At 69.6% G+C, this 26,002-nt stretch carries 26 protein-coding genes; 8 read left to right on the top strand and 18 right to left on the bottom strand.

Features of this window, described 5'->3' with window-relative positions:
• Window positions 1-123 precede the first annotated feature (123 nt).
• A complete protein-coding gene (locus ACIBK4_RS46315; RefSeq protein ID WP_399005486.1) occupies window positions 124-1,182 on the top strand; it encodes a PucR family transcriptional regulator in 1,059 nt (352 codons plus the stop codon).
• A gap of 90 nt (window positions 1,183-1,272) precedes the next feature.
• Here the strand turns inward: ACIBK4_RS46315 and ACIBK4_RS46310 are convergent, their stop codons facing one another.
• From ACIBK4_RS46310 to ACIBK4_RS46295, 4 genes are all read right to left on the bottom strand, one after another.
• Window positions 1,273-1,611, bottom strand: coding sequence for an SCO5918 family protein (locus ACIBK4_RS46310; RefSeq protein ID WP_366435618.1), 339 nt, complete (start codon window positions 1,609-1,611; stop codon window positions 1,273-1,275).
• A 169-nt stretch (window positions 1,612-1,780) separates the two neighbouring features.
• Entirely contained in the window at window positions 1,781-1,984 is a 204-nt protein-coding gene (locus ACIBK4_RS46305; protein WP_019063123.1) for a cold-shock protein, read from the bottom strand.
• Between the two features lie 203 nt (window positions 1,985-2,187).
• Window positions 2,188-2,559, bottom strand: a complete 372-nt coding sequence (locus ACIBK4_RS46300) for a MerR family transcriptional regulator (protein WP_399005483.1) — start codon at window positions 2,557-2,559, stop codon at window positions 2,188-2,190.
• Between the two features lie 135 nt (window positions 2,560-2,694).
• Window positions 2,695-3,477, bottom strand: coding sequence for a hypothetical protein (locus ACIBK4_RS46295; RefSeq protein WP_399005481.1), 783 nt, complete (start codon window positions 3,475-3,477; stop codon window positions 2,695-2,697).
• A 289-nt stretch (window positions 3,478-3,766) separates the two neighbouring features.
• Between ACIBK4_RS46295 and ACIBK4_RS46290 the strand changes: the two genes are divergently transcribed.
• Window positions 3,767-4,204, top strand: a complete 438-nt coding sequence (locus ACIBK4_RS46290; protein ID WP_399005479.1) for a DUF5994 family protein — start codon at window positions 3,767-3,769, stop codon at window positions 4,202-4,204.
• A 27-nt stretch (window positions 4,205-4,231) separates the two neighbouring features.
• Here ACIBK4_RS46290 and ACIBK4_RS46285 read toward each other — a convergent pair whose 3' ends face one another.
• The gene (locus ACIBK4_RS46285; protein WP_399005477.1) at window positions 4,232-5,020 is read right to left on the bottom strand and encodes a TIGR03943 family putative permease subunit; all 789 of its coding nucleotides are present in this window, start codon (window positions 5,018-5,020) and stop codon (window positions 4,232-4,234) included.
• Window positions 5,017-6,093 carry a permease gene (locus ACIBK4_RS46280; RefSeq protein ID WP_399005475.1) on the bottom strand — a complete coding sequence of 359 codons (1,077 nt, stop codon included), beginning with the start codon at window positions 6,091-6,093 and terminating at the stop codon, window positions 5,017-5,019. Before ACIBK4_RS46280 ends, ACIBK4_RS46285 begins: the two co-directional genes overlap by 4 nt.
• A 180-nt stretch (window positions 6,094-6,273) precedes the next feature.
• Here ACIBK4_RS46280 and ACIBK4_RS46275 point away from each other — a divergent pair, with 180 nt between their 5' ends.
• A complete protein-coding gene (locus tag ACIBK4_RS46275; protein ID WP_399005693.1) occupies window positions 6,274-8,202 on the top strand; it encodes an NAD-binding protein in 1,929 nt (642 codons plus the stop codon).
• Window positions 8,203-8,342: 140 nt separating this feature from the next.
• Here ACIBK4_RS46275 and ACIBK4_RS46270 read toward each other — a convergent pair whose 3' ends face one another.
• The gene (locus ACIBK4_RS46270; RefSeq protein ID WP_399005473.1) at window positions 8,343-10,142 is read right to left on the bottom strand and encodes a prolyl oligopeptidase family serine peptidase; all 1,800 of its coding nucleotides are present in this window, start codon (window positions 10,140-10,142) and stop codon (window positions 8,343-8,345) included.
• A gap of 159 nt (window positions 10,143-10,301) precedes the next feature.
• Between ACIBK4_RS46270 and ACIBK4_RS46265 the strand changes: the two genes are divergently transcribed.
• Entirely contained in the window at window positions 10,302-11,105 is an 804-nt protein-coding gene (locus ACIBK4_RS46265) for an SURF1 family protein (protein ID WP_399005471.1), read from the top strand.
• A 77-nt stretch (window positions 11,106-11,182) separates the two neighbouring features.
• Here ACIBK4_RS46265 and ACIBK4_RS46260 read toward each other — a convergent pair whose 3' ends face one another.
• From ACIBK4_RS46260 to ACIBK4_RS46245, 4 genes are all read right to left on the bottom strand, one after another.
• On the bottom strand, window positions 11,183-12,514 hold the full coding sequence (locus ACIBK4_RS46260) for a hypothetical protein (RefSeq protein ID WP_399005469.1): 1,332 nt from the start codon (window positions 12,512-12,514) through the stop codon (window positions 11,183-11,185).
• The gene (locus ACIBK4_RS46255) at window positions 12,511-13,086 is read right to left on the bottom strand and encodes a SigE family RNA polymerase sigma factor (RefSeq protein ID WP_399005690.1); all 576 of its coding nucleotides are present in this window, start codon (window positions 13,084-13,086) and stop codon (window positions 12,511-12,513) included. The genes ACIBK4_RS46260 and ACIBK4_RS46255 overlap by 4 nt, the downstream gene beginning before the upstream one ends.
• A gap of 523 nt (window positions 13,087-13,609) precedes the next feature.
• Window positions 13,610-14,677, bottom strand: coding sequence for an aspartate-semialdehyde dehydrogenase (locus ACIBK4_RS46250; RefSeq protein WP_399005467.1), 1,068 nt, complete (start codon window positions 14,675-14,677; stop codon window positions 13,610-13,612).
• Window positions 14,677-15,948, bottom strand: a complete 1,272-nt coding sequence (locus tag ACIBK4_RS46245) for an aspartate kinase (RefSeq protein ID WP_366435608.1) — start codon at window positions 15,946-15,948, stop codon at window positions 14,677-14,679. The genes ACIBK4_RS46250 and ACIBK4_RS46245 overlap by 1 nt, the downstream gene beginning before the upstream one ends.
• 187 nt (window positions 15,949-16,135) lie before the next feature.
• Between ACIBK4_RS46245 and ACIBK4_RS46240 the strand changes: the two genes are divergently transcribed.
• Both ACIBK4_RS46240 and ACIBK4_RS46235 read left to right on the top strand, forming a co-directional pair.
• Window positions 16,136-16,828, top strand: a complete 693-nt coding sequence (locus tag ACIBK4_RS46240) for a response regulator transcription factor (RefSeq protein WP_399005464.1) — start codon at window positions 16,136-16,138, stop codon at window positions 16,826-16,828.
• Window positions 16,825-18,114: an ATP-binding protein gene (locus tag ACIBK4_RS46235; RefSeq protein WP_399005462.1), complete on the top strand. Its 1,290-nt coding sequence runs from the start codon at window positions 16,825-16,827 to the stop codon at window positions 18,112-18,114. Before ACIBK4_RS46240 ends, ACIBK4_RS46235 begins: the two co-directional genes overlap by 4 nt.
• On the opposite strand, the gene ACIBK4_RS46230 is transcribed toward ACIBK4_RS46235, so the two are convergent.
• Window positions 18,080-18,607: an SgcJ/EcaC family oxidoreductase gene (locus tag ACIBK4_RS46230; protein ID WP_399005460.1), complete on the bottom strand. Its 528-nt coding sequence runs from the start codon at window positions 18,605-18,607 to the stop codon at window positions 18,080-18,082. The genes ACIBK4_RS46235 and ACIBK4_RS46230 overlap by 35 nt on opposite strands.
• Before the next feature lie 105 nt (window positions 18,608-18,712).
• Window positions 18,713-18,904, bottom strand: a complete 192-nt coding sequence (locus ACIBK4_RS46225) for a hypothetical protein (RefSeq protein ID WP_366435604.1) — start codon at window positions 18,902-18,904, stop codon at window positions 18,713-18,715.
• Window positions 18,905-19,052: 148 nt separating this feature from the next.
• Here ACIBK4_RS46225 and ACIBK4_RS46220 point away from each other — a divergent pair, with 148 nt between their 5' ends.
• Complete coding sequence (locus ACIBK4_RS46220; RefSeq protein WP_399005458.1) at window positions 19,053-19,772, top strand: TSUP family transporter; 720 nt, start codon at window positions 19,053-19,055, stop codon at window positions 19,770-19,772.
• Here the strand turns inward: ACIBK4_RS46220 and ACIBK4_RS46215 are convergent, their stop codons facing one another.
• The 4 genes from ACIBK4_RS46215 to ACIBK4_RS46200 all read right to left on the bottom strand — a co-directional run bounded on the left by ACIBK4_RS46215 (window position 19,773) and on the right by ACIBK4_RS46200 (window position 22,804).
• On the bottom strand, window positions 19,773-20,351 hold the full coding sequence (locus tag ACIBK4_RS46215; protein ID WP_399005456.1) for a Uma2 family endonuclease: 579 nt from the start codon (window positions 20,349-20,351) through the stop codon (window positions 19,773-19,775).
• Window positions 20,352-20,442: 91 nt separating this feature from the next.
• On the bottom strand, window positions 20,443-21,513 hold the full coding sequence (locus ACIBK4_RS46210) for a hypothetical protein (RefSeq protein WP_399005454.1): 1,071 nt from the start codon (window positions 21,511-21,513) through the stop codon (window positions 20,443-20,445).
• A 284-nt stretch (window positions 21,514-21,797) separates the two neighbouring features.
• Window positions 21,798-21,989: a DUF397 domain-containing protein gene (locus tag ACIBK4_RS46205; RefSeq protein WP_399005452.1), complete on the bottom strand. Its 192-nt coding sequence runs from the start codon at window positions 21,987-21,989 to the stop codon at window positions 21,798-21,800.
• On the bottom strand, window positions 21,989-22,804 hold the full coding sequence (locus ACIBK4_RS46200; protein WP_399005450.1) for a helix-turn-helix domain-containing protein: 816 nt from the start codon (window positions 22,802-22,804) through the stop codon (window positions 21,989-21,991). Before ACIBK4_RS46200 ends, ACIBK4_RS46205 begins: the two co-directional genes overlap by 1 nt.
• Before the next feature lie 78 nt (window positions 22,805-22,882).
• Between ACIBK4_RS46200 and ACIBK4_RS46195 the strand changes: the two genes are divergently transcribed.
• Window positions 22,883-23,293 (top strand): hypothetical protein, encoded by a 411-nt coding sequence (locus ACIBK4_RS46195; RefSeq protein ID WP_399005448.1) that lies wholly within the window; start codon window positions 22,883-22,885, stop codon window positions 23,291-23,293.
• Here the strand turns inward: ACIBK4_RS46195 and ACIBK4_RS46190 are convergent.
• Entirely contained in the window at window positions 23,232-25,985 is a 2,754-nt protein-coding gene (locus ACIBK4_RS46190; protein WP_399005446.1) for a tetratricopeptide repeat protein, read from the bottom strand. The genes ACIBK4_RS46195 and ACIBK4_RS46190 overlap by 62 nt on opposite strands.
• Window positions 25,986-26,002 lie beyond the last annotated feature (17 nt).

Here is a 26,002-nt window from a genome sequence, read left to right as displayed (position 1 = left end):
GCCATGGTGCACGCGGGGTGCGCGCCCGCGCATTGCCGGAACCCGGCAGTGTTCATTAGGGTCTTGATGCCGGTGACGCGCTAAGAAAGCGTCACCAGGGCGTCAAGGAAAACGGGGGCGGAGTTGTCGGAGCGCGGAATACCTGAGCAGTATCTGGCGGGGTATGCGCGGCTCCTGGCGGAGGTCGCCGGCACCGGACGCCGCCTGACCCGGGCCGAGTTGGCGGCCCGCCGCACCCTGGGCGAGCAGGCGGCCGAGGCCGGCCACGAATTGCGCGCCCTGGTCAACGCCCATCTCGCCGCCACCCGCGCCGCCTGGCCCCAGACCCCCGGCGCCGCCGACTGCACCCTCGCCGCGGTCCAACAGGTCGTCGACGCCTTCGCCGAGGGCTACGAACGCGCGCAGCGACTCGCCGTACGCCAAGAGGAGGCGGCCAGGCGGGAGTTCATCGACGACCTCCTCTACGGCCGCAGCGATCTGGGCCGGCTCGCGGAACGCGCCGAGCGCTTCGGCCTGCGCCTCTCCCACACGCACGCGGTCGCCGTGGTCCAGGGCCCGACGCCGTACGACGAGAGCGCGCCGGTGCCGCGTCAGGTGGAGCGCGCGATGATCAGCCGTTTCGGTGACCGCAGCATCCTGCTCACCACGAAGGCCGGCCGGATGCTGTGCGTCGCGCCCGGCGACCAGGACGAGGTCCTCGCCCACTTCGCCAAGCAGGCGTACGCCGCCGCGGAGGGTGCCCGCGCGGCGATCGGGCGGCCGCAGCCGGGCGCGGGCGGGATCGTCCAGTCCTACGAAGAGGCCCTGAACACCCTCGAACTGGCCGAGCGGCTCAACCTGGAGGGCCCTCTCCTGCGCGCCGCCGACCTGCTGGTCTACCCGGTGCTCACCCGCGACCGGCAGGCGATGGCGGACCTGGTGCTCGACGCGCTGGGCCCGCTGACCAGGGCACGCGGCGGTGCGCGCCCGCTGCTGGACACCCTCTCGACATACTTCGACAGCGGCTGTGTGGCGGCGGAGTCCGCGCGCCGGCTCTCATTGAGCGTGCGCGCGCTGACGTACCGCCTCGAACGCATCCACCAGCTCACCGGGGCCGACCCGGCGGACCCCGGCCAGCGCTACACGCTACAGACGGCGGTCATCGGGGCCCGCCTGCTGGACTGGCCCGACAAGGAGCTGTGAGAAGCGGGCACGCAAAGAGCGACCTCGCGCCCGGATGGTGCTACGGCGGCGTGGTCGCTCGGGGTGTGCGGGGACGTACGGGCGGCGGCGTCAGCCCAGGGTGGTGCCGATGTACGACGTCGATTCCGGGCCGGAGTCCGTGGGGTTCTCCGCGGCGGGGGCCGGGGCGGGCGCGGGGGTGGCGGCCGCGGGCGGCGTCTCGTGGCAGGTGAAGCCGAGCCGGGTGAGGGCCCTGGTCACCTCGAAGGCGGTGAAGTCACGGCGGTCCTGCTTGGTGATGACCTCGCCGACCTGCTTGACCGGGTACAGCTTGCGACTGATGACGGCGCAGGGGCCGGTGACGGGCTGCTCCGGGCGGATGCCCTTGAGCATCTCCTCCACCTCGCTCTTCGTCAGATCGAAGGGGTAACGGGCGATCACGCAGCGCATGGTGCCTCACCTAGGGGTTCGAGCGGGCGGAGAGGGGAGGATTTCTCCGCGGGGAATGCGGAAGAACGGCCGAAGAACGGTGGGTGACCGAAGAACGGCGGCTAAATGAGCAGATACGAAAAGGGGCCCGCACCCAAGGTGCGGGCCCCTGTTTCGCAGTCTCGCGTGCTTAGGCGGGAACGATGTTCTCCGCCTGCGGGCCCTTCTGGCCCTGCGTGATGTCGAAGGTCACCTTCTGACCTTCCTGCAGCTCGCGGAAGCCCTGGGTGGCGATGTTCGAGTAGTGGGCGAAGACGTCAGCGCCGCCGCCGTCCTGCTCGATGAAGCCGAAGCCCTTTTCCGCGTTGAACCACTTCACGGTACCGGTGGCCATGTCTTAACTCCTAGGCAGTGCACGAGATCCGCACTTTACGAATCTCCTCCATCGCCGTGATGATCACCTGCACCGGATGTCCGGTTCAAAATTGGCAACCACAACTGCAACTGAAGTCAGCCTAGCACGGAACCCATTTACGGGGCGGGGGAATTGGGCCGGAAAAGGGCCGCCCGAAACGGTGAATTTCTGTTTCGGGGACATCAGATTTTCTCACCATGGGAGGAGCCGCGCCGAGCCTCGTGCACGCGCCGCACCTCGTGGGAACGCAACTCCTCGTTGACGCGCAGCGCCTCGTCCAGCCGGTCCTCCAGGCTGATGATGCGGCACGCGGCCTCGATGGGCGTCCCCTGGTCGACCAGCTCGCGGGCGCGGGAGGCCGTACGGAGCTGACGGCGCGAGTAGCGGCGGTGACCGCCGTCCGACCGCTTCGGGGTGATCAGCCCTGCCTCGCCCAGTGACCGGAGGAAACCGGGGGTGGAGGCGATCAGCTCGGCGGCCCGGCCCATGGTGTAGGCGGGGTAGTCGTCGTCGTCGAGCCGGTCGGCCGCGGGCTGCTGGCTTTCTGCGGGCATGTACACCTTTCCTGCGGCCACCGGGGAGGGACGGCGTGCCGCCGGGGGAGCTGGTTCCCCCGTACGGGAACTCTAGTCGCACCCGGGGAATCTCTGTCGCGGCGAGCACAGATGTCCTGACGCCGGTTGACGGGGTCAGGGGCGCAGAACCAGCACCCGGCAGGAGCCCGGAAGCCGTGGATCAAGGCCGTCCGGGTCCGCCACGACGTCCTGCCAGCCCCAGGCGCGGTAGGCCGTCAGGGTCTCGGTGTCGGTGCGGGGCACCAGGGTGACGCCGAGGGCCGGCGCATGATCGGCGAGCAGCCGGCGCTGGAGGCGGCGGGCGAGGTTCCAGTCCCGGTCCTGGTAGTGGGTGCGCACGCGGGGCGGGACGACGATCCCGGAGACCGCGAAGAGTCCGCCGGTGACCGCGAGGCCGTGCAGCAGCCGGGGCAGCAGGGTGTCGTGGCCCTGCCACCAGGGGTCGGCGGCGCGGACGGGGAAGCCGTAGGCGCAGGCCGTGAGGGTCGTGTTCTCGGCGATCAGCAGGGCGAAGCCGGGGCGCCGGACCTCGCCGGCCAGGCGGTGGAGGAAGGCGTCGCGATTGCCGTTGCCGTTCGTGCGGCTGCCGCCGGAGGTCGCCTCGTACAGCTCGCCCAGGTCCTGGAAGCGGTCCTCGATCTGGCGGCGGCTGAGCGGGCGGACGCGGTCGCCCTCCCAGGGGGACGGGCCGCGCTCGCGGTTGGACACGTTGGGCTCATGGCCGGATCCGGACGGGGACGCGTCGGGCTCATGGCCCGCTTCGGACGGGGACGCGTCGGGCTCACCGCCGGACGCGGGCCAGGTCCGCTGCCGGCGTTCCGTACCGGCACCGCCGTGTCCGGCGGGGGCCGCGGGCGCGTCCGTGGTCACCGGCCGACCGGGCACATTCACGGTCATGGGCTGAGCCCTGCCCCGGGGTGCGGATTCGTCCGCCCCGGCGTCGTGGTTCGCCGGGAACGGCACCGGTGCGATCCGGTACACGAGAAATTCCCGGTCTCTTCACGGTACGCCCGCGGACCGCGGAGGGCGTCGGAGTGCCGCGCGCCCCGACCGGCCCGCGCGGGGCGGGGGTACGGTGAGCGGTACCGGGAGTTCTCCGTACCTCGGCTCTGGCGCCGGCGTCGTTCCCAGTGCACCACGGCACCGGACCGCCGCACGACGGACGGCCGGGGACAGGGACCGCGACATGAACGCGCCCACGGACACCCACGGTTCGCCCGCCTCGGACACCCACACCCCGACCGGCGCGGAGCCGACCGCCCCGCCCCTCCGGCTGCGCCTCGCCGCCCACACCGCCGTACCGCGACTCCTCGACGGGGCCTGGTGGCCGCACTCCTACGACGTGCTCACCGAGGTTCCGCGCCTCCTGACCGGGCTGCCCCGGACCTGGGGGCACATCGTCAGCGTGATGGTGAACGGGCGGGTCTGGTCGGCCGCCCCGGGCCGGATGCTGGTCGCCAACCAGGTCGTACGGCTGCACCGGACCACCGCCGTGCACGCCCCGAACACCGTCGTGCTGCTGGCGCCGGGGCGCGGGCGCTGGGACCTGCTGGTCGTCCCGCCGGAACTGACGGAGGCGGCGGCCGAGCCGATCATGGCCGCCGCGGTCGCCAACCTCGCCTGAAACCGGGCCACTTACTGCTTCCGGCCGTTACTGGTTCCAGCTCTCGTCGTACGGGTCCTTCGGCGTCGGGACCGGTTTGGCCTGGGTGACCTGGAAGTAGGGGATCGGGCGGTTGTTGATGGGGTCCTTGGTCTGCTTGGGGCTGTAGGTGCCGGTGATCTCCAACCACGTGTCGGGCTGAAGTACCGGCGGAATCTTGCCCGTCAGGGCGATCTTCACCGGCTGGGCGTCCGCCGCACAGCAGTTGAGGGCCATGCGGACGAGGAACGGCGACCCCGACTTGTCCAGCGCGACGAACCCGGTGACCTTCAACTGCCGTGTGCCCAGGGACCGTCCGTGGTCGTAGACCGCGCGGCTCGCGTAGTCGACCAGGCCGATGGTGAGCGGGTTGCTGTCGGGGAGCTTGAGGAGACCGTACGGCTGCTGGATGGCTGTGCCGGTGCGGACCGCGCTGTAGGAGCCGAGGGCGGGTGGGGCGACCAGGATCAGGGCGAAGAGGGGGAGGATCAGGAACCAGGAGATACGGGGTTCGCGGTGGACGTGGCCCCCGGGTGCGTGGCCCTCGTGAGCGTCGTCCTCGGTGTGGGCCTCCGGGTGCGCTTCTGCGGGGGCTTCCGCTCGGGCCTTCTCCGCCCGCGTCCGGCGCCACTCGTACCAGGCCGTCGCCAGTGCCGTCACGATGAGGACCGCGCCGGAGAGCAGGAGGAGCGGTTGGAGGCCTGCCTTGACGTAGCGCAGGTAGAGGTTGGTGAAGCCCGCGTGCAGGAGGGCCGCGCCGATGAGGAACAGGACCGCCGCCTGTGCCTGCCGGTTCACAGGAGCACCGCCCCGGTGACGACCGCGCCCGCGATGGCGAGGACGAAGGTGGCCGGTGCGAAGCGCAGCGCGAAGCCGCGGCCGAAGGTGCCCGCCTGCATGGCGAACAGTTTCAGGTCGATCATCGGGCCCACCACCAGGAACGCGAGCTTGGCCGTGAGCGAGAACTGGGTGAGTGACGCGGCCACGAACGCGTCCGCCTCCGAGCAGATCGAGAGGAGTACGGCGAGGATCGAGAGGGCGAGGATCGCCACCACCGGGTTGTCGGCCGCCGTGCGCAGCCAGCTCGCCGGTGCCACCGCCTTGAGCGTCGCCGCCGACATCGCGCCCAGGACCAGGAATCCACCGGCCTGCATCACGTCGTGCCGGACCGAGCCCCAGAACGCGGCCCCCTTGGTCTCCCCCTCGTGCGGCTCGTGAGCGGGCAGGCGCAGCCAGTCGGTGCGGCCGAGCCGCGTCCACAGCCAGCCCATCACGCAGGCCACGAGCAGACTGCCCGCGAACCGGGCGAGCACCATCTCGGGGTTGCGCGGGAAGGCAACTGCCGTCGCCGTCAACACGATCGGGTTGATCGCCGGGGCGGAGAGCAGGAACGCGATCGCCGCCGCCGGGGTGACGCCCCGCCGCACCAGCGCCCCGGCCACCGGCACCGACGCGCATTCGCAGCCGGGCAGGATCGCGCCCGCCATGCCGGCGATCGGCACGGCCAGCACGGGGTTGTTGGGGAGCGCGCGGGCGAAGAAGGTCGCCGGTACGAACACCGCTATCCCGGCCGACAGCAGCACGCCCAGCACCAGGAAGGGCAGCGCCTGCACGACCACGGCCACGAAGACCGTCATCCAGCTCTGCATCACGGGGGCGGAGAGCGCCTGGCGGATCGGGCCCTGTGCGAGCACGACCAGGAGCAGGACCATGGTCAGCACGAGGGGCGAGTTGAGCTGCCAGCCGTCCTTCGGCTCTTTCGCCTCTTTGGCGGGCGCGGCCGGTGACTCCTTGGCGGGCGCCTCACGTTTCGCGTGCGGTTCCGGCGGCGTCTCCGTGGTCGGCGCGGCTGGTTCGGTGGTGATGGCCACGGGTGAGATACCTCCGGCAGACGCCTGATTTCGCGAGTTTTGCTCCCTGTCTCTGCATACGGCAGCCGGGGCACGGGTGTTCAGCGGAATACTGGAACCACCCGCCTCCTTGGGGCAGTCTTTCCCCTCGTGGCGAGCAGCGTTCCGAATCAGACCCCGCCGGGCGGTGCCCGAGCGCACATGGTGGTGTGCGGCGACGACGGACTCGCGCACCGGCTCGCCGTCGAACTCCGCAGTGTCTACGGCGAACAGATCACCCTCGTCGTCCCGCTCTCCGATGCCAGCGTCCGCCCACCCGTCGTCGGCCGCGCGCGTGCCGCCTCCGCCGCGCTGCTCGACCGGGTCAACGCGGCGGTGGGCCGGGCGGGTGCCAACGGCGGCGGCAACGGTGGCCCCGTCGCCCCCGAACCCCCGCGCGGGGAGCGGGTGTTGGAGGTCGCCGAGCTGACCGAGGCCGTGTTCGCCGAGGCGGGTGTGGAGCGGGCCGCCGCGCTGGCCCTCGTCTATGACGACGACGAGACCAACATCCGCGCGGCTCTCACCGCCCGCCGCCTCAACCCCCGTATCCGCCTGGTCCTGCGTCTCTACAACCGGCGGCTCGGCCAGCACATCGAGGAACTCCTCGACCAGGCGGCCGCGTTGGCGACCGGGGACGGTGCGGGTGACGGGTCGGGCGGCGGGGCAGGGGGCGGGCCCGGTGTCGGATTCGACGCCTCGACGACCGTCCTCTCCGACGCCGATACGGCCGCACCCGCGCTGGCCGCGACCGCGCTCGCCGGGACCAGCAAGGTCGTCCAGACCGACGGGCTGCTGCTGCGCGCGGTGGAACGGCCGCCGCCGGGACCCGGGCAGGTCGCCGATCCGGGGCTTGCCACACTCGCCCTGCTCTCGGCGACCAGCAGCGACCCGGCCGGCGCGGACGGCTCCGAGGGCATGGGCGAACAGGGCCCGCGCCTGCTGCCCGACGCGGCCGCCGTCGCCTCGGCCACGGGACGCGGGACCGTCGTCCTGGAGCATGTGTCGTACGCCGGGCCGCAGTTGCCGGGTGGGCGCGGGAGCGGTGTCCCGGCGTTCTCCTCCCTCTTCTCGCGGCGGCTGCGGTGGTCGTTGGCGGGGATGGTGGTGTGTGTGATCGCGCTCGCCATCTCGCTGTGGCTGGTCACCAAGATTCATCCGCTGACCGCGTTCTACTTGACGCTGCTCGATCTCTTCGCGATCGACAACCCCGCGATCGGGGAGTCCCTGGGCCGGCAAATCCTTCAACTCCTCTCCGGTCTCGTCGGGTTGCTGATGCTTCCGGTGCTGCTGGCCGCGGTCCTCGAAGCGCTGGGTACGTTCCGTACGGCGTCCGCGTTGCGCAAGCCGCCGCGGGGGCTCGGCGGGCATGTCGTGCTGCTCGGGCTCGGCAAGATCGGTACCCGGGTGCTGACCCGGCTGCGCGAACTCAACATCCCCGTGGTGTGCGTCGAGGCCGATCCCGAGGCGCGTGGGCTCGCGGTCGCGCGTCGGTTGCGGGTGCCGGTGATCCTCGGTGACGTCACCCAGGAGGGCGTCCTGGAATCCGCCAAGGTCCACCGCGCCCACGCCCTCCTCGCGGTCACCAGCTCCGACACGACGAACCTCGAAGCGGTGCTGTACGCCCGTTCCGTGCGGCCTGATCTACGGGTTGTGCTGCGGCTGTACGACGACGACTTCGCGACCGCCGTGTACCGGACCCTGCGAGCCGCGCACCCCGGTGCCTTGACCCGGAGTCGGAGTGTGTCTCATCTGGCCGCGCCCGCGTTTGCCGGGGCGATGATGGGGCGGCAGATTCTGGGGGCGATTCCTGTTGAGCGGCGGGTGTTGCTGTTCGCGGCGATGACTGTGGGTGGGCATCCGCAGTTGGAGGGCAAGACTGTCGCCGAGGCGTTTCGGGCGGGGTCCTGGCGGGTGTTGGCGTTGGACACGGCCACGCGGGACGCCTCCGAGGACGTACGGCGGTCGGGGTTGGTGTGGGACCTGCCCGACTCGTATGTCCTGGCCGGCTCGGACCGGGTTGTGCTGGCGGCGACCCGGCGGGGGCTGGCGGAGTTGCTGGGGCGGCGGCCTCGGGATCGTGCGAGTGCGTGACGGTGCCCTGAGCTGGAACGGTGCTTGAACAAGTGCCCTGTGCCGAAGCGGGCGTTGCTGGGGGCTGCGCCCCCAGACCCCCGCTTCGGCCCTGAAGGGGCCTCGTCCTCAAACGCCGGACGGGCTGAAGGTTGCCCCCCTCAACGGCTCAAGTGCCGCTCCGCGAAGTCCAGTTCCAACTTCACCTGCTTGATCCGCTCGTCCACCACCAACGACCCGTGCCCCGCGTCATACCGGTACACCTCGTGCACGGCCCCCCGGGACTCAAGCCGCTTCACATAGTTGTCGATCTGCCGAATCGGACAGCGCGGATCGTTGACCCCGGCCGAGATGTACACCGGAGCCGTGACCGCGTCGACGTACGTCAACGGTGAGGACGCCTCGAAGCGGGCCGGTACCTCCTCCGGGGTGCCGCCGAGCAGCGTGCGGTCCATGGCCTTCAGCGCTTCCATCTCGTCGTGGTACGCCGTGACGTAGTCGGCGACCGGGACCGCCGCGATGCCCAGGGTCCACGCGTCGGGCTGGGTGCCGATGCCGAGGAGGGTGAGGTAGCCGCCCCAGGAGCCGCCGGTGAGGACCAAGCGGGCGGGGTCGGCGAGGCCGGAGGTGATCGCCCACTCCCGGACCGCCGCGATGTCCTCCAGCTCGATCAGGCCGACCCGGTACTTCAGGGCGTCGGTCCAGGCGCGGCCGTAGCCGGTCGAGCCGCGGTAGTTGACCCGGACGACCGCGTACCCGTGGTCGACCCAGGCCGCCGGGCCCGCCGCGAAGGAGTCGGAGTCGTGCCAGGTCGGGCCGCCGTGGATGTCGAAGACCGTGGGGAGGGGGCCCGTGGCGCCGGCCGGCTTCTGGACCAGGGCGTGGATGCGGCCGCCGGGACCGTCCACCCACACGTCCTCCACCGGGACCGAGCCCGGTGACTTCAGGCCGGGCGGGTCCAGGACGACCTCGCCCGTCGTCGAGCGCACGGCGGAGGGTTCCGCCGCCGACGACCACAGGTACTCGACGCTGCCGTCCGGCCTCGCCGTCGCGCCCGAGACCGTGCCCGGCGGGGTCGGCACCTTCTCCAGTTCGCCCGACGCGAGGTCGTAGCGGAAGACCTCGCTGCGGGCCTCGAAGCTGTGCGCGATGAGGAGGGACGAGCCGTCCGGGTACCACTCGGCGCTCACGTCGCCGGGCAGGTCCAGGGACAGGTCCGTCTCGCCGCCCTTCACCACGTCCCACACCAACGGCTCCCAACGGCCCCGCCGTTGATGACCGATGAGGAGACGCGTGTCGCCGTCGACCGGGGCGAAACCGAGGACCTCCAGACCCAGCTCCTCGGTGCCGCCCTTCGTGTCGTCCAGGTCGGCGACCGCCGTGCCGTCGGGGCGCAGGACGCGCAGCGCGGAGTGCATCGCGTCGCCGTGCTCCGTGTGCTCGATCGCGATCAGCGAACCGTCGTGCGAGAGGTCGCCGACGCCCGCCGACTCTCGGTGGCGGTAGATCAGCGTGGTCTCGTCACCGGTGCGGGCGAGGTGGATCGTCGTACCGTCCTCGTCCGTGGAGCGGCCGACCACCGCCGTCCGGCCGTCGCGGGCGAGGGCGAGCCCCGCCGGATAGGACGGTTCCAGTCCCGGTACCGCCGGTTCGTCCGGGCCTCCCTTGAAGGGCTGGCGGCGCCAGACGCCGAACTCGTCGCCGTCCTTGTCGTCGAACCACCAGATCCACTCCCCGTCCGGGGAGAGCACACCGTCCGTCGTGCCGTTCGGCCGGTCCGTGACCTGGCGTTGCTCGCCCGTCGCCCGGTCCCAGGCGTACAGCTCATACGTCCCTGTCGCGTTCGACACGAACAGGGAACGGTCGGGTGCGTCCTCCGCCCAGTCGGGCAGGGACACGCGGGGCGCCCGGAAGCGCTTCTCCCAGTCCGGTGTGTTCTCGGACCCGTTGCTCTCAGTCATGGCCCCATACTGCCCGCCCACACAGACATTGCACTGACTGGATCCTCAGCCTGTGGATAACTTCGACCAAGTCCCGGCCGGAGCATTGCCGACGCCCGGTGAACCTTCGGGCCGACCCCCGGGCCAAGGGCCCCACGACAGCCCCGTACCGTGGAAGGCGTGTACCGGTTTCTGCTGACATCGCGCTGGTGGGGCATCAACGTCTTCGTACTGCTCGCCATCCCCTTCTGCATCTTCATGGGGTCGTGGCAGCTGAGCCGGTTCCAGGCGCGCGTGGACAGCAGCCATCAGGCCACCAAGCAGGTCGAGACGGACCGCACGGAGGCCGCCCGCCCCCTCGCCTCACTGCTCCCCGTCGACCAGAGCACCTCGGGCCGGCAGACCACCGCGAGCGGCCGGTACGGCAAGCAACTCCTCGTCCCCGACCGCCAGTTGGACGGGAAGAACGGCTTCTACGTCCTGACCCTGCTGCGCACCGACGACGGCAAGGCCCTCCCCGTCGTCCGCGGCTGGATCCCCGGCAAGCCCGATGCCGCGAAGGCCCCGGCCGCGCCGACCGGCGAAGTCACCGTCACCGGCTCACTCCAGGCGTCCGAGACTCCCGGCGACAACGGGGTGAGTGCCCAGGGCGGCCTGCCGTCCGGCCAGACCGCGGCGATCAGCGCGGCCTCGCTCGTGAACCTCGTGCCCTACCACCTGTACGACGCGTGGATCACGCTCGACAAGGGCGACTCGGGGATGAAGGCCGTACCGGCGACCGCGCCCGCGAACACCGGCCTCGACCTGAAGGCGTTCCAGAACCTCGGCTACACCGGCGAGTGGTTCGTCTTCGCGGGCTTCGTCGTCTTCATGTGGTTCCGGCTGCTGCGCCGCGAGGTGGAGTTCGCGCGCGACGCGGAGCTGGGCCTCATCCCTGAGGACGATGAGGACGAGAACAAGGAAGCGGCCCACGCGACCGTCTGACGTGGCCTGACACAGGCACAGCCGGGTCCCCCGACCCGGCTGACCGCCCGACTGCTCACGGACACCTGCGGTGCGGTCTACGACCCCGCCAGCAGACCCGTCCGGTAGACCGTGCCCGCGCACGCGTTCGGCACCGTGGCCGTGACCGTCGGGGAGCCCGCCGCCGCCGTGTGGGAGACCTGGACGCTGCCGTCGAGCGTGCCGTCCGTGCGGACCATCTGGGTCGACGTGCCCGTGTCACCGGTCGTGGAGCCGCTGCTGGTGCTGGCGTCCTCGGTGGGCGACGGGCTGGTCGTCGGGCCGCCGGTGCTGGTGCCGCCGGAGCTGCTTCCGGTGGTGGGGCAGGTCTCGGAGGGCACCCAGGCGAACTTGACCACGTAGGAGGAGCCCGCCTGGAGCACCGGCTGGGAGACCTCCGTCGACGGGTCGGGCAGACCGGTCGCGACGTCCCCGGAGCTGTGCTGCGCCACGTTGATCTTGGTGCTGTCGGCCGCGCCGATCGCGTAGGTGCCGACCGTGCCGGGGCCGCTGACGGTACAGCTCGTGCCGGAGGTGTTGGTGACGGTGAACGTGCCGTAGACGATGCCCGCCGAATCGGCCGCGTCCACCGTCGAGTTGGACGACCCGAGCTGCTCGGCCGTGCAGACGGACGCGGACGTCCCGGTGCTGGCCGTGGGGTTCGCGCTCACGGTGCCGCGGCCCGGGGTCTTGCCCGTGCCGTCGTTCTTGGGGCCGCCGGGGTTCTGCGAGGCCCGGCCCGAGGCACCGCCGGCCGTGCTGGAACCGCCGTCCGGGTCCTTGCCCTGGCTGGTCCCGCCCTGCGCCTGGGAGCTGTTGCCCGCGATGGACGGGTCGGCGTTCGAGCCCGTGGAGTTCGAGACGTGCACGAGGGCCGGGACCGCGGTGCCGAAGAAGAGCACGGTGGCGGCGATGCCGACGAGGGCCTGGCGCTTGCGGGCCCGGCGGGCCGGTACCGCCTTGCGCAGGTGGTCCAGCGTGCCGTCACGCGGCTCCACCTCCTGGACCGCCCGGTGCAGCAGCCGCCGTAGCGCCAGCTCGTCCGCGTCGAAGCCTTCGGGGCCGTGGAGGTCGGGGGCGTGGTCGCCGGTGCCCTGCGCTCCAAGTCCCAGGGCTCCCAGGGCACCCAGGGGGTCTACGGGTCCTACGGGGTGCCGTTCCTCGATGTCCTCGGAGTCCGCGGAGTTCTCAGGGTTCTCGGGGGTCTCAGGGGTCTCAAGGTTCCCGTCGAGGCTCGGCCCGGTGGGGCTCTGTTCGTCGGGGCCGTGGTTCACAGTTCCGTTCCCAGCATGTGTTTCGTTCGGGTCTTCCTTGCGCGCCCAGGTCGGGCCGCGCCGGGCGTCCGGCTCACGCCGTTCACGCGCGCCGTTTCCCTCGGGCCTGTCGCTCATGCCGTGGCCTCCATGGCTGTCCGGAGGGCGGCGATCCCGCGCGAGCCGTACGCCTTCACCGAGCCCAGCGATATGCCGAGCGACTCGGCGACCTGCGCCTCGGTCATGTCCGCGAAGTAGCGCAGGACCAGGACCTCGCGCTGGCGGCGCTGGAGTCCCTTCATGGCCTTGATGAGGGAGTCGCGCTCCAGGAGGTCGTAGGCACCCTCTTCCGCGCTGGCCATGTCCGGCATCGGCTTCGAGAGGAGCTTGAGGCCGAGGATGCGGCGGCGCAGGGCCGAGCGGGAGAGGTTGACGACCGTCTGGCGCAGATAGGCCAGGGTCTTCTCGGGGTCACGGACACGTTTGCGCGCCGAGTGGACCCGGATGAACGCCTCCTGGACGACGTCCTCGCAGGAGGCGGTGTCGTCGAGGAGGAGTGCGGCCAGGCCGAGCAGCGAGCGGTAGTGCGCCCGGTAGGTCTCGGTGAGATGGTCGACCGTCGTTCCGGCCGCGACGGCGTCGTCGACACCGTCGCGCTGGTTCGGGATGCGGGCGGGCCGCGCTGCGGGCATCGGCGCGATCACCGGCATGCCGCCGGGCGCACGGGATCCACGCGGAGGCCGTAGGGCCGTGCCGCGTGCCGCAGTGAAGTCGAGTACCTGAGCCACGCAAGTTGGACACACTTCCCCCCTTGGGGGTTGTACGCGTCGGCCGTCACATTTACGTCAGACGAAACAGACAGTCCACCCACCTGTCTGACGTGACCGCCCACCTGTCTCGCGTGATCACCCACCCGTCTGGTGTCAGGCAGCACAACCGGCAGTGCGTCGAACACCCTCATGCCTACCCGCTCTTCCCCTGTGTCACGAAAAGTCCGGGACGTCCCCACGTCCCTTACCGCATCACCACGCGCCCACCTGAAGGGCGTTCGCAAAGACGCTCCCCGCTCGCCGCGCGGTTGCGGGAAGCGGGGAGTGAAATCTTCGGATGCGGAGGTGGCCGGATTCAAGTGGTCCCAACCATTAATCCGGCCACACCGCGCACCCGATCCTACAAACCGGGGCGCCACTGGCCAGGGAATTTACGGCCGGGCAGGGTAGGTGGGGCCTGCACTCACGCCAGTTCGCGCGCCACCAGCTCGGCGATCTGCGCGGTATTGAGGGCGGCTCCCTTGCGCAGGTTGTCGCCGCAGACGAACAGTTCGAGCGCCGTCGGATCGTCCAGCGCCCGCCGCAGCCGCCCCACCCAGGTCGGGTCGGTGCCCACCACGTCGGCGGGCGTCGGGAACTCCCCGGCGGCCGGATTGTCGAAGAGGACGACCCCCGGGGCCGTAGCGAGAATCTCGCGCGCCCCGTCGACGGTGACCTCGCCCTGGAACCGCGCGTGGACCGTGAGCGAATGCGTGGTGACCACAGGGACACGCACACACGTCACGGCGACCGGCAGCGCGGGCAGTCCGAGGATCTTGCGGGACTCGTCCCGCACCTTCATCTCCTCCGAGGACCAGCCGTCCTCACGCAACGACCCGGCCCACGGTACGACGTTCAGCGCGACCGGCTCCGGGAACGGCCCGGTGTTGTCCCCCACGGCCCGCCGCACGTCACCGGGCTTGGTGCCCAGGTCGGTGCCCGCGACGAGGGCGAGTTGCTGGCGCAGGGTGTCCACGCCGGCCCGCCCGGCCCCGCTCACCGCCTGGTACGACGACACCACCAGCTCGCGCAGCCCGAACTCGGCGTGCAGCGCGCCCACGGCGACGATCATCGACAGGGTCGTGCAGTTCGGGTTGGCGATGATCCCGCGGGGACGCCAGCGCACCTTGTGCGGGTTGACCTCGGGGACCACGAGGGGCACCTCCGGGTCCATCCGGAAGGCGCCCGAGTTGTCGACGACGACCACGCCCTTGGCGGCGGCGATCGGCGCCCACTGGGCGGAGACCTCGTCGGGGACGTCGAACATCGCGACGTCGACCCCGTCGAAGGCCTCCTCCGTCAGGGCCACCACCTCGACCTGCTCCCCGCGCACGGCCAGCTTGCGGCCGGCCGAGCGCGGAGAGGCGATCAGGCGGATCTCGCCCCAGATGTCCGCGTGCTGGGACAGGATCTGGAGCATGACCGTGCCGACGGCCCCGGTCGCTCCGACCACGGCGAGCGTCGGACGCACGGTCGCTCCGGTGCTGGCCATCAGCGGCCGGTGCCTCCGTAGACGACGGCCTCGTCGCTGTCGGAGTCCAGGCCGAACGCCGTGTGCACGGCGCGGACGGCCTCGTTGACGTCGTCGGCGCGGGTGACCACCGAGATACGGATCTCGGAGGTCGAGATCAGCTCGATGTTGACGCCCGCGTCGGACAGCGCGGTGAAGAAGTCGGCGGTGACGCCCGGGTTCGTCTTCATCCCGGCGCCCACCAGCGAGATCTTCCCGATCTGGTCGTCGTAGCGCAGCGACTCGAAGCCGATGCCGCCCTTGTTCTTCTCCAGGGCGTCGATGGCCTTGCGGCCCTCGGCCTTGGGAAGGGTGAAGGAGATGTCGGTCAGACCCGTCGAGGCGGCCGACACGTTCTGCACGATCATGTCGATGTTGACCTGCGCGTCGGAGATCGTCCGGAAGATCACCGCGGCCTCGCCCGGCTTGTCGGGCACGCCGACGACCGTGATCTTGGCCTCGGAGGTGTCGTGCGCGACACCGGAGATGATGGCCTGCTCCACCTTCTGGTCCCCAATCGGCTCACTGCTGACCCACGTGCCCTGAAGTCCGCTGAAGCTGGACCGCACATGGATCGGGATGTTGTATCGGCGGGCGTACTCCACACAGCGGTGGAGCAGCACCTTGGAGCCGGAGGCGGCGAGCTCCAGCATGTCCTCGAAGGAGATCCAGTCGATCTTCTTCGCCTTCGGCACCACCCGCGGGTCGGCGGTGAACACACCGTCGACGTCCGTGTAGATCTCGCACACCTCGGCGTCGAGAGCGGCGGCCAGCGCGACGGCGGTGGTGTCACTGCCACCCCGCCCCAGCGTGGTGATGTCCTTCTTGTCCTGGCTCACACCCTGGAACCCGGCGACGATGGCGATGTTGCCCTCGTCCAGCGCGGTCCGGATGCGCCCCGGCGTGACATCGATGATCCGGGCTTTGTTGTGGACCGAGTCGGTGATGACGCCTGCCTGGCTGCCGGTGAACGACTGGGCCTCGTGGCCCAGGTTTTTGATCGCCATGGCCAGCAGTGCCATGGAGATCCGCTCTCCGGCGGTCAGCAGCATGTCGAACTCACGCCCGGCGGGCATCGGAGATACCTGCTCGGCGAGATCGATCAGCTCGTCCGTCGTGTCGCCCATCGCGGAAACGACGACGACCACTTGGTGGCCGTTCTTCTTCGCTTCGACGATTCGCTTGGCGACGCGCTTGATGCCCTCGGCATCGGCTACGGAGGAGCCTCCGTACTTCTGCACGACAAGGCCCACGTGCGCTCCTCGCTCAGTCCTGGTGTGTCGGCTCAGTTTAACGAGCGCCCGAAATTCCCTTCCCAGGTATCGCATGGTGAGATTCGGACGCCCAGGTCAGCGCATGCCCACTTACGAGGTGCCGGAAAAGTGCCAAGGGTCACAGGACACACCTGTGAATTAAGTTTCAAGCATTAAGGTGCGCCGTGTGCGCGTACTTCTGGTGGAAGACGATGAGCCGGTCGCCGAGTCCCTGCGACGCGGACTGATCCGCTACGGCTTCGAGGTCGACTGGGTCACCACGGGCGCCGCCGCCCTGGCCCACTCCGCCCCCTACGACGTCGTCCTCCTCGACCTCGGCCTGCCCGACACCGACGGCCTCGACGTATGCAAGGCGCTGCGCGTCCGCGGCGACATCCCGATCATCGTGATCAGCGCGCGCAGCGACGAGACGGACCGGGTGGTCGGCCTGGAGCTGGGCGCGGACGACTACGTCTCGAAACCGTTCGGGGTACGGGAGGTCATCGCGCGCATAAGGGCGGTGATGCGCCGAGCCCAGCCCCGCGCCGCCGGTGCCGCGGGCCCCGACGCCTACGGCACCCGCCTCACCATCGACCGCAAGGCCGCGCGGGTACGCCTGGACGGCGAGGAGATCCCGCTCGCCCCCAAGGAGTACGACCTGCTGTCGTTCCTCACCGAGGAGCCCGGCGCCCTGATGTCGCGCGAGCAGATCATGGAAGCGGTCTGGGACGCGAACTGGTTCGGCCCGACGAAGACGCTCGACGTCCATGTGGCGGCGCTACGGCGGAAGTTGGCGGGCGCGATCACGATCGAGGCGGTACGGGGCGTGGGCTTCCGCCTGGAGATCATCTCCTCCGGCGACGGATCGCCGACGTCATGATCCGGCAACTGATCGTCAGCTACGTCCTGTTGGTGGCCGTGGCGCTGACGGCGTTCACCGTGCCCGTCGCCTTCACGCTGACCGCCCAACTCCGCGGTGACACCGAGCAGTCGGTGGAGCGCGAGGCGAAGACGATGGCCCTCCTGCTGAGCGGCGACGCCGACTCGCGCGCCGCGCTGGACCGCATGATCGTGGCGTACGCGCAGGAGACCCCCGGCACGGCGGAGGTACTGCCGGCCTCGCGCGCGAAGACCGCGACGCACTGGGGCGACGGGGCGCTGGAGGTGACCGAACCGGCGAAGCGCGACGGCCGGACGGTGGGCGCCGTGCGCATCTCGTACCCCACCTCCGACCTGACCCACCGCCTGATTCAGATCTGGGGTTTCCGCGCGATCCTCGCCCTCGCGGTCCTGGCGGTGGCGGCGGGCCTGGGCGCGCTGGTGGCCCGCCGCCTGACCCGCCCCCTCCGCCAACTCAACGACATGGCAAGCAAGTTCAGCGACGGCGACCTGACGGCCCGCTCCCCCGTGACGGGCCCGCACGAGACGCAAACCCTGGCCCGCACCCTCAACCAGGGCGCCGAACGCCTCGACACCCTCATCGCCTCGCAGCGCATCTTCGTGGCCGACGCCTCCCACCAACTCCGCACCCCGCTCACCGCGTTGAGGCTGTCGCTGGACAACATCGCGGACGGCGTGGACGACGAGTTCGTCCAGGAGGACGTGGAGCAGGCGACGGCGGAGGTGGTCCGGATGAGCCGCCTGGTCAACGGCCTGCTGGTACTGGCGCGGGCGGAGGCGAAGGTGACGGCGGCGGAACCCCTCCCCCTGCGGGAGATCGTGGCCGAACGCCTCTCGGTGTGGAGACCGGCCGCCGACGAGCGCGGAGTCGAGATCGCGCTAGGGGGGAGTGTCGTCGACGGCCGGCCGCTCGTGCTGGCCAGTCCCGGTCATCTGGAACAGGTCCTGGACAACGTCCTCTCCAACGCCCTGGAGGTGTCACCGGACGGCGCGACGATCACCGTGCGGTCGGAACTCCGGGGCGACGAGGTCGAGTTGACGGTGACGGACGAGGGCCCCGGCATGTCCGACGCGGACAAGTCCCGCGCCTTCGACCGTTTTTGGCGCGGTCAGGGCCTCACCGGGCGGACGGGTTCGGGCCTGGGCCTGGCCGTCGTACGCCAGTTGGTGACGGACGACGGCGGAACGGTGGCTCTCAGGGACGCACCGGGAGGAGGGCTGCTGGTCGCCATCACCCTTCGGGCATCACCGAGGAGTGGTGGTTGACGATCAGCCACTTGCCGCCGCGCTTCTCGTACTCGTAGGTGTAACGGGCTTCCACCACACGCTTGTTGCCGGTCTTGGGGTCGGTGAGCGTGATGTCGTAGGCGCCGGCGTCGATGGCCGAGTTGCTGTCGAGGACGTTGATGTACGTCTCGACCTTCTTCGCGACCGGCTTGTTCGGCAGGAAGTGCTCGAAGTAGTCGACGATCTCGGCGCGGTCGGTGCGGATCTCGTTGGAGACGGTGGGCAGGAGCACGGCGTCCGGCGCGTACCGGTCCGCGACCTTCTTCGGGTCGCCGGTCTGCAGGGCGGCGTTCCAGCCGTCGAAGAGCGCGGCTATCTGCTTCTTGCTGGGCTTGGTGGAGTTGGTGTGCTTGGTGGGCTTGGTCTCGTGCTGGGGTCCGGCGGTCGCGGCGACGGTACCGAGGGTGCCGAGGGCCAGGACCGTGGTGACGGTGACGACTGCTGCACGCGTGCTGATGGATCTGCGGGTCATCTCAACTCCATTGGTACTGGTGCCTTTTGGGATGACTCCAGCCTCGCGTTCGGCCGGTTAGCGCCCGTGCAGCGGACGTACAGGGGTGAGGAAGGGCTGGCCCAATTAACGGGCTGTGGCCGCCTGACCACGGTCCCGGACGAGGCTGACCCCGGCGCCCAGCGATACGACGCCCATGCCGACGGCGGTCATCACGCCCTGCGTTCCGTCGACCACGAAGGGTGCGATGGCGGCGACGGCGAGGTTGAAGAGGAAGAGGAACCAGAGGACGGGCTTGGAGGAGAGGAGGTTCTTCATGACGGGCATCCTTGGGATCTCGGGGCCGATGGCTCGTTCACCGGCTGACGTGTTCAACGATCCCGTTTCCGCAGGTCCGGGACGAGGGAGTGCGGTCCCGAAGTGGGGGTGTAGCGGGCTACACCCTCGGCAGGAATGATGTTGCTCCATGACGGGGGACATACTGCTGGCCGCGATCGTTCTGCTCGGCTCCTCCGTGCAGTGGCTCACCGGCATGGGCTTCGCCCTGGTCGCCGTCCCGGCCCTGGTCCTGCTCCTCGGCCCCGCCCAGGGCGTCGTCCTCGCCAACTGCGCCGCCGGCGCGATCAGCGTCGTAGGCCTCGCGGGCGGCTGGCGCCAGGTACGGGCCCGCGCGATGGTCCCGCTGTGCGCGGCGGCGGTGTGCACGGTACCGGCGGGCGCCTGGATGACCCGCCAACTCCCCCCGCCTGTCCTCCTGTTGGTGATGGGCGGCTTGGTGACGGTCGCCGTGCTGCTGGTGATGCGCGGCGCCCGGGTCGCGGCGCTACGCGGCACGAAGGGGGCGGTGGCGGCGGGCGCGGCGGGCGGTTTCATGAACGCGGCGGCGGGGGTGGGCGGGCCGCCGATCTCCCTGTATGCGGTCAACGCGGGGTGGACGGTACGGGAGTTCGTCCCCAACGCGCAGTTCTACGGGGTTGTCGTCAACGCGTTCTCGGTCGCGGCGAACGGAGTGCCGAGCTTGCGTACACCGCAGTGGGTCGCCGTTGTCGCCGCGATGGTGGTGGGCGGGGTGATCGGGCGGGGGTTGGCGGGGCGGATAGCTGAACCCCGGGCGCGGGTGCTGGTGTTGTCGTTGGCGTTGGCGGGTGGGGTTACGGCGGTGGGGAAGGGGGTTTGGGGGTTGTGATCAGTCGGCGAACTCCTTGAGGGGCTCGGTGTCCAGGGTGATGTTCACGGGGTCCGGGATCTTGATCGTCGCGCCGAAGGGGAGCTTCTCCTCGTGTCGGTAACGGCCGTCCTCCGGCTGGTTGAACACGACGACCGAGCAGTCGTCACGGTCGATGAGGAGGTAGACGGGGATGCCTGCGGCCGCGTACCCGTCGGGCTTCTCGACCCGGTCGCGCTGATTCGTGTCGGAGTCGTACGACGTGACCTCCACGGCCATCAGCACTCCCCCGGCCTCGGACCACTCCCCATGCCCCTTGAGGCCGCCCTTGGGCATCAGGATCGCGTCCGCGCGAGCGCGTCCCTTGCGGTAGGCCTCGGTCTTGAGGCCTCGCTCCGGATAGAGCCGGAGGTCGGGACGCAGTTGCATGCACCGCTCCAGTAGCCACATGTAGATCTCCGTGTGGTTGCCGTCCGGCACGGGCTTGACCTGGACCTTCCCCTTGATGAACTCCAGCCGCACGGTCTCGGGGGCATGGCGTTCCAGCTGCTCGAATTCCTCGACGGACATCTGGGGCTGCTGCTCGGTCCTGGGGGTCATGGCGTCGCCTCCTCGACTCCATAGTGCCCCGACCGGCACGTCCTGCACGCTCATACAACGCCGCCCTCTCCTCCGTGCCGCTTCTCGGCCGTCACGGGTTCCACCGCCTCGGCGGGAGGCCGTTCGCGATGCGGTCGCGGTTGTCGCGGTAGTGGTAGTGGACGCGGTCCTCGATCGGCACGGGGCGGAACGTGTCGGGTACGGGTCCGCCCGTACGGCGTTCCAGCTTCTGCTTCAGGAGGCGGGCCGTCGTGGTTCCCAGGTAGGCGATCTCCTCGAAGCCCTTCTTGACCTCCTCCTCGCTCAGGTCCGGCTCCGCGCGGCATTCCTCGCAGATGCCGTTGATGATCTTCGCCGTTCGCTCGTCGGCGTCGCAGGTGGCGCAGGCCATGAGCACGCGGGTCACACGGGCGCGGAGGGGGCGGGTCTCGGCGGCGTCGTTCTTCTTCGGGGGCATCTTCGTCTCCAATCGGGTGCGGGCGAGTCCGCCCGGGTTCGTGACGGTGGGTGGCAGTCCGTCGGTCAGCGCGCGGGCCATGCCGGCCGGGGTGGCGCCTCGCGTCAGCCACTCGGCGGCGAGGGGTTCGAGGGCTCGGCACTCGGCTTCGGAGAGGGACATGCGGGGGGCTGTGGCGCGGAGTTGGGCGAGTGCGCGGTACGCGGCGCTGGGCTCGGGGGTCGGGTCCGTTGCCGGTGTCCCGTCGGTCTTGGTCTCGGTCTCGGTCTCGCTCTGGCTCTCCGGCGCAGGGGTCGAGGTCGGGGTCGGGTCTTCCGTCCGTGCCAGGCCCGGCTGGTAGTCACGCGTTACGTCCCTGCCGTGGCGCTCGCGCGCGAACTCCGCCCACCACTGCGCCGACCTGGGCGTACGCGACCAGTACGTCCGCGTGACCCACCGCATCGAGTTGTCCTCGACGGTGATGTGTTCCTTGATCCAGCGCAGGTGGCCGGCCTCGGTGAGACTCTTGAGAGACGTACGGCAGGCCTGCTGGCCGTAACGGGGGTGCTCGGCCGCGATCACCTTGTGGCCCATGGCGTGGCCGTTGTCGAGGTGGTCGATGAAGACGGCGATCTCGGCGTCTCGCGGGAGCAGATGTGCGAAGTCCGGGTCGGCGTACGGTTCTTCGTCACCCGTGGCGTGTTTTCCGTAGCCCGTATTGGCCATGGGGTGCGACGGGGACGGCAGGGCAGGGCTAGGCTGGGCGTAAGCCACGATCGACTCTCTTCGATTCGTAGGTCTAGGCCCCGGATCTGGTGCTACCAACACCTACCGGGGCCGATCTATTTGCTTGTTTGCCGTGAACCTAGAGTGGCTTTACGTTGCAGCGCAAGCTGATCACCGAACGTCACCCGTTCGGGTTAAACCCCCCTCAACTCGCGTACGGGCCTGGTTGGTTGGGTTGTTTTTACCCAGCCCAGAACCCAAGAAAAGAGCTCGGATCCCGGGGCTCAAGCTCCGGGGTGAGCTGCGGAGACTCCGGAGAGGAACGCCGTCCAGGCGGGGGCGGGGAGGGCGAGTTCGGGACCCGAGGGGACCTTGGAGTCACGAACTTGGATCGTTGTGGCGAACGCTACTTCGACGCACTCGCCGCCTTCGTCATCGCTGTAGCTCGACTTGAACCACATCAGCTGGTCGTTCACTACTGATCCACCATCCGCTCGATGAAACGGGCCGACTCTGCGGGGCTGAGAGCCTCTGCCCTGATCATGCTAAGCCGCTCAGTCGTACGGCTGACAATGTCCGGATCAGCCGTCAACTGACTCCCCAACTGGCCCTCCGCATAGGCGAATCGCTCGTGGTCGTGGGTCTCCAGCAGCACCATGGGCCCCAACAATGCCGCAGGGATGGCCTGTCCGAAAGGGAGCACCTGGATCACGACGTTTCGCAGGCGGGACACCTGCAACAGGTGGTGCAGTTGAGCCGAGTCCACCAGTGGACTACGTAGCGCGGCCTCGTAAATGGTGAAGCTCAGAGCCACCGGCGGCTTCCGTTCGGTGAGGATTGCCTGCCGCTCCATCCGGCCCGTGATCCGCTCCTCGACCGTCTCCTCATCCAGAGGTGGATATCTGTTCTCGATCAGCGCCCGCGTGTACTCCTTCGTCTGCAACAGCCCTGGGATGTACGTGGCGTCATACGACCAGCGACTGATCGCTTCCTTCTCCCGCTCCACGTACTCCTGCAACCGCGCCGGAAACTTCTCCCGCTGCAAGTAGCCCGTCGCCGCGCTGAGCATCCCGTCGGCCCCGCACATCCCGTCGGCGACATCGAGCACGCGCGGCGTCGGCATCCGTACGCCCTGCTCCATGGACTTGATGGTGTCCGGAGAGTAGTTGGAGGCGGCGGCCAGCTGCTCCCGGCTCACATTGGCCTTCGTGCGCCACCGCTTCAGCTGGTTGCCGCTGTACCGCCAGGCCGCAGGCGGCGGCAGGGAGTTGGCGTTGGACTGGCCCGACACAGCACCCACCTCCGACCGATACACCCCGGCGTGTATCACCTCAGTCACTACCGAGCGTAGCTTCGCAAACGCCACCGTGTGACCATGACCGAATCAATTCACCTACCGGACTGGATCCCCGCGTCCGGCCACCAACTCCGCCTCACCGGCGTCCACTTCGACGCCGTACGCATCGAAGGCGTACGGGGAGAACGGGTCGCCACGCGTCTCATCGAGTCCGCCGACGGGGATGCGGGGCCCGTAGTCTGCGAGGCCGCCGGGTTCCGGTGGATGTACTTCCTTCTGGCGCCGGGGGAAGTGCGCCGGCACAACTGGCCTTTGGGTGTGCAGCAGTTCGGCGGCCGGGGCGCTCGTACCGTCACGTACATCGGGATTCCGGCGCTCTACGGGAACACGTGGCCGTTGCGGTGGTACAGCGAGCCTACGGTTACGGCGCCGTTTGTGGAGGCGGGGCGGTTGGGGGCGGTGCTGGAGCTGGTGGGGGCGTAGGTCGGGGCTGTTGGGCGCGCGCTGTGGAGAGATTCGCGCGGACGGTCTTTGTTGTCGGGTGGTCCTCGCCCAGTACACGAAGACAGCCGGCAAGTGCCTGTTCGTAGAGCGGGATCGCCCGCGCCATATCCCCCAACACCTGATAGGCGTAAGCCAGGTTGTTCCGCGACGTCAGCGTGTTCGGGTGATCCTCACCCAACACCCGCACAGAATCCTCCAACGTCCGCTCAAACAACGGAACCGCCCGCACCAGATCCCCCGACACCCGATACGCGCCAGCCAGGTTGTTCCGCGAAAGCAACGTGTCCGGGTGATCCTCACCCAACACCCGCACACGATCCTCCAACGTCCGCTCAAACAACGGAACCGCCCGCGCCACATCCCCCGGCGCCCGATACGCGCAAGCCAGGTTGTTCCGCGAAAGCAACGTGTCCGGGTGATCCTCACCAAACACCCGCACACAATCCTTCAACGTCCGCTCAAACAACGGAACCGCCCGCACCACATCCCCCGACGCCTCATATGCGCCAGCCAGGTTGTTCCGCGAAGCCAACGTGTCCGGGTGATCCTCACCAAACACTCGCACACAATCCTTCAACGTCCGCTCATACAACGGAACCGCCCGCACCACATCCCCCGACGCCTCATATGCGCCAGCCAGGTTGTTCCGCGAAACCAGCGTGCTCGGATCATCCTCACCGAAGAGCCGAGTAGCCGCTGCCAGAGAGCGAACAAAGCAGTCGGTTGCCTGGCTCAACTGCCCTTGCTCCTGGAGGAACTGTCCCGTCAGAATGACGATCACAGCAATCTCAGCCGTGTCCTCACCCGGATCGCTTGCATCGAGGATGGCCTCGGTATGGGGAAGCAGGGCTCTCCACGTCGGCCAGCCCGCAACGTTTGCACGGGGGTCGCGCGGAAGCTCGTCAAGCATCAGCTCCGTGGCCCGTTCACGCGCAGCCAGGATGCGCGCCTGATCACGATGCAGATCGTCCGCCGACGGTGTGCGGGCCACCATCCGGACCAGGCGGTGGATGCCGACCCCTGCCCGGTCGAGCGTGATCATGTTGTAGTCGGCCAACAGACCCAGGAGCTGTGCGAGGTCGATCGGATCCTCGGCGAGCGACTGGAACAGAGATCGCGGAATGCCGGTCGGGGCGTACCACGCCGCGATCCGCAAGATCTCCACCGCCCTGGGATCCTGCTCCTCAAGCGCGTCCAGCGTGATGCGCCAGATCCGGGCGACCGTCCGTGCAGGGTCAAAGCCGCCCGGTGCCGCAGCCGCCGCACGCGCCGGATACTGCTCCAGCATGGCCCGGTACGCCGCGATCGAGACCTCCCTCTGCGCGATGAAGGCGCCGGCCTGTTCCAGAGCGAGCGGCAGATGACCAAGTTCCTCCGCCAGCGCACGGGCCTCGTCTTCCTCACCGCCCCCGACGAGGCCTGACAGCAGGGCCAGCGAAGCGTCCTGATCCAGCACACGCAACGAGATCGGCTCGCACACCCACCCCCGCTTGTACCGGCTCGTGATCAAATGACGCCCGGAAGCCCGTAGTTGGCCCGTCCAGGCATGCACATCACCCGGCTTCTCCGCGTTGTCGAAGACCAGCAGCCACCCGGGATGCGTCTGCAACCACCCGACAGCCCACTCGGCGGCCTGCGTAGTGGTGAGATCGGACGCCTCCTCGCCCCGCAGCCGCACGGTCAGCGCCGCGAAACCCGCCTCGATCAGCTCAGGGGTGTCCGAGCGGATCCACCACACCAGCCGATACGCCCCCGCATGATCATGCGCGTAGTGCAGAGCAAGAGTCGTCTTCCCGACGCCCCCAAGCCCGTGCACCGTCTGCGTAATCGTCTGCGACTCCCCCGAAAGCGCCCGCTCCAGCTCGGCCATCGCCTCCACCCTGCCGACGAAAATCGGCGACGGCAGTTCCGGCAGGTTGTTCAATCCCGGCGGGACTTCGACGTCGTACACCGTTGCCCTACGCGACGGCCCCTCCCGGTCCGCAGCCGCAACGTCCTCCGGAACCAACTCCCCCACCGCCGCCACAAATCCGGGCCGCGCCGCCAACCCCACCACCGACACCGCCGTCAGCTGATCCCCGTCGTAATCCCGCCGCCGATCGGTCGTCACAACCCCGACGAGCCGCCCCTTAACGAAGAGCGCCGCCCCGGAAGCCCCCGCCCACGCCGACTTCTCGTCCCTCTTGCCAGGAACGGCGACCCCGTCGACGTACGCCGTGATCAGCCCACCCGACTTGAGCCCCGTAAGCCTTTCGATGTGGCCGCGGATCTCCTTCGTGTCCCGGATACCGTCCCGCACCTCGGACCGGGGGAAGCCCACTGCGACGCACTCAAGCCGCCCCTCGTCCGCTACGACCGGGCCGCCGTCGATCCGCCCCCAGCGGACAGGTTCAACACCGGCCGGCCGCACCCACCCCGGATCCGTGATCCTGACCAACGCCCCGTCCGCCTGAGGCTCCCGCTCCAGATCGGGTGGCTCCGCCTGCGGCCACAACACTTCCGCCGCAAGCCATTTGGAGTCGTCGCCGAGATCCCTGACCTCCAAGTCCCCACAGCCCAGCACATTGTGAAGCGCCGTAAGAACAAGCTGATCCCCGACCAGATACCCGGTCCCCGAACACTTCCCGACCGGATTCCAGATCTCCACGACCCGCCGCACGTCCACAGCCACAGGCCAACACCCCCGCG

Source organism: Streptomyces sp. NPDC050528, assembly GCF_044457795.1.
In the GTDB taxonomy this organism is placed as follows: domain Bacteria; phylum Actinomycetota; class Actinomycetes; order Streptomycetales; family Streptomycetaceae; genus Streptomyces.
Note: the sequence above shows the minus strand (reverse complement) of the source record. Positions and strands in the feature narration are given on the sequence as shown.